General features: G+C 73.3%; 3 protein-coding genes. All 3 read right to left on the bottom strand.

The window, feature by feature from the left end; all coding sequences use genetic code 11:
* On the bottom strand, window positions 1-773 hold a 773-nt coding region (locus tag AB0J52_RS33935), incomplete at its 3' end, for an ATP-NAD kinase family protein (protein WP_500186977.1).
* Window positions 770-2,350, bottom strand: a complete 1,581-nt coding sequence (gene gcvPB, locus AB0J52_RS33930) for an aminomethyl-transferring glycine dehydrogenase subunit GcvPB (RefSeq protein WP_500186976.1) — start codon at window positions 2,348-2,350, stop codon at window positions 770-772. The genes gcvPB and AB0J52_RS33935, both read right to left, overlap by 4 nt.
* On the bottom strand, window positions 2,347-3,116 hold a 770-nt coding region (locus AB0J52_RS33925; RefSeq protein WP_500186975.1), incomplete at its 5' end, for a PLP-dependent aminotransferase family protein. The genes AB0J52_RS33925 and gcvPB, both read right to left, overlap by 4 nt.

Below are 3,116 nucleotides of genomic sequence, written 5' to 3'. Positions count from 1 at the left end.
AGCACGTTGACGCCCATGACCGGGACGTCCACGCCGAGCGCGGCGGCGATCGCGCGGGTCGTCCCGCCGGGGCCGAGGACGAGCTGCCCGCCGCCGACGCGCGCGGCCAGCTCGGCGGCGATCCCGCCGACCGCGTACGGGTCGGCGGCCGAGCTGCCGACCTTGCGCTGCTGCACGCGGACGGGAACGTCGGGGACGAGCAGGTGGCCGTAGAGCCGGGCCGAGACCCGGCCGGACCGGACGGCCTCCTCGTCCAGGTCCATCACCTCGGCCTCGGTGAAGGCGCGGGTGGCGGCGGCGCGGGCGGCGACCTCCCCGGCGGCGCGCGGCCCGACGCCGAACACCGCCGAGTGCATCTTCACGCCGGTCGGGACGCCGAGGACGGGCACGGACGTGCCGACCGCGTCCAGCACGTCCCGGGCCGTCCCGTCGCCGCCGGCGAACAGCAGCAGGTCGACGTCGGGGGCGAGCGCCTTGGCGGCGGCGACCGTGTCGGCCGCCGTCGTGTCCCCGCCGTCCGGGACGTACCGGACGTCCGGGTCGAGCCCGGCCGCGCGGGCCGCGTCCTCGCCCATCGGCCCGGCGGCGGTCAGCACGGCCGGCGCGCCGAGCCTGGCCTTCAGTTCCAGCAGCGCGGCGGTCGCGCGGTCGGACGCGCGCGGGACCGCGCCCAGCTCGCGGGCGCGGGCCTGGACGTCGGGGCCGTCGCTGCCTTTGAGGCCGACCCGGCCGCCGAGTCCGGCGACCGGGTTGACCACCAGTCCGTACCTCACTGGCCGAGGATCTTCCGGCGGTAGGCGCGCCAGGTCACGGCCCAGGTCTTCGGGTCGTCGAGGGTCTCGTGCCGGATCTGGTGGATCGTCGAGTTGTGCGGGGCGGTCCGCACGGTCTCGGGGTCCTCGTACGCCTCGCGCGCGACCTCGGCGAGGATCGCGGCGTACTCGTCCAGGTCCTGCCGGGAGTAGGACTCGGTCGGCTCCAGCGTCATCGGCTCCGGCACCAGGTACGGGTGGTGGCTCGTCCAGTAGTGCGTGCCGAAGTCGGCCGCGCGGACGCCGATCTCCTCGCTGTGGACGCCGGTGTCCTTGTGCAGCTCCTCCCAGGAGTACCGCACCTGCTCGATGCGCCGCCTGCCCTCGGCGTACGGCACGGACACGCCGCGGATCTCCAGGATCTTCTTCATCAGGTAGTTGTTGTTCAGCACGGCGATCTCGGCGACCTCGCGCAGGCCCTCCGCGCCGAGCGACATGATCCAGGCGTACGCGCGCACCAGGTTCGGGACGACGCCGTAGAACGGGCGGATCTTCCCGACCGACTCGGGGCGGTCGTCGTCCAGGAAGTAGCGGGTGCCGTCGAACTCCACGGTCGGGCGCGGCAGGAACGGCACGAGCTTCTCGCTCACGCCGGACGCGCCCGCGGCCGGGCCGCCGCACGCGTGCGGGGTGGAGAACGTCTTGTGCAGGTTGAAGTGGCACATGTCGAACCCGGCGGCCCGGGCGCGGGTGATGCCGAGGATGCCGTTGGCGTTCGCCTGGTCGTAGGCGCACAGGCCGCCGGCCTCGTGCACGATGTCGACGAACTCGGCGATCCGCGCGTTGAAGATCCCGGTGTCCTCCGGGTTGGTGATCATCAGGGCGGCGGTGCGCGGGCCGACGGCCGCCTTCAGCGCCTCGATGTCGGGGTAGCCGTCCGCGTCCGGGTACAGGGTGATGACCTTGAACCCGGCGGTCTTGGCGCAGGCCGCGTTGGACGGGTGGGAGAAGATCGTGGTGATGACCTCGTCGCGCTGCTCCAGCTCGCCGCGCGCGGCGAAGTAGGCGCGGATCATCGCGATGTTGGTGTAGATCGCGGCCGACCCGGCGCCCGGCTGCAGCGAGACCCGGTCCATGCCGGAGATCTCCGCGAGCATTTTCTCCAGGTGGTACAGCACCTCCAGGACGCCCTGGACGGTCGACTCGTCCTGCAGCGGGTGCAGTTCGGAGATCCGGTGGTCGCGGACGAACCGGTCGTTGACCTTCGGGCTGTACTTCATGGTGCAGGTGCCCTGGCCGACGTCGATGTTGAGGTCGACGCCGAGGTTCTCCTGCGACAGCCGCAGGTAGTGCCGCAGGACGTGCATCTGCGACATCTCCGGCAGGGCGGGGGCGTCCTTGCGGCGCAGGGCCTCGGGCAGGGAGTCGTCCAGGGGGACCTCGGGCGCGGGGACGCCGACGCCGCGCGTGCCGGGGGTGCCCAGCTCGAACAGCAGCGGCTCGTCCCAGCGGGCCTGGTGGAAGCGGCGCAGCGGCGGCTTGGGCGCGATCCGCGCGTCGTCGGTCGTGACGGGTCCGGTGTTGGCGTGGCTGCTCACTTGGCCAGTTCCTCCAGCAGGGCGGCGAGGCGGTCGATGTCGTCCTTGGTGTGCACCTCGGTGACGCAGTACAGGGCGTCGCGCTCCGAGAGGGCGTGGCCGCCGAAGACGTCCCGCTCGCGCAGGGCCGCGTTGATCTCGGCGACGGTGCGGGAGCCGGTGAAGCGCACGGCGAAGTCGGCGAAGTGCGGCGCGTCCGCGTTCGGCACCTCGACGCCCGGGACCGCCGCGAGCCGGGTGATGGCGTAGCGGGTGTTGGCCATGATGGTCTCGCCGATCTCGCGCATGCCCTGCGGGCCCATCAGCGCGAGGTAGACGCCGGCGGCGATGCCGTTGAGCGCGGCGGCGGTGCCCACCCACTCCTTGCCCTCCTCGCGCAGCGCGAAGGAGGTGCGCTCGTAGGCGACGTCGCCGAAGCCGTACTCGCCCTCGACGGCGGTCGGCACGACGCCGAACAGCCGGGACGGGAACTCGGCGACCAGGTGCTCCTCGTCGCGGGTGGCGATGAACCCGGCGTTGCCGCCGCCGAAGCTCATGTGCACGCCGAGCGGCTGGACGTCGCCGCAGACGATGTCCGCGCCGTAGGAGGCGGGCGGCGCGACGACGCCGAGCGAGATCGGGTTGCAGTTCACGACGTACAGCGCGCCGGCCTCGTGCGCGAGCGCGCCGAGCTCGGGCAGCGCCGGGTCGACGACGCCGAGGTAGGACGGGGCCTCGGCGTAGACCGCCGCGACGTCGCCCTCGGCGAGGGCGGCGCGGACGGCCG

The organism is Spirillospora sp. NPDC049652, assembly GCF_040675125.1.
Classification (GTDB): domain Bacteria; phylum Actinomycetota; class Actinomycetes; order Streptosporangiales; family Streptosporangiaceae; genus Spirillospora.
The sequence above is the reverse complement of the archived record's forward strand: the minus strand, read 5'-3'. Positions and strand labels throughout refer to the sequence as shown.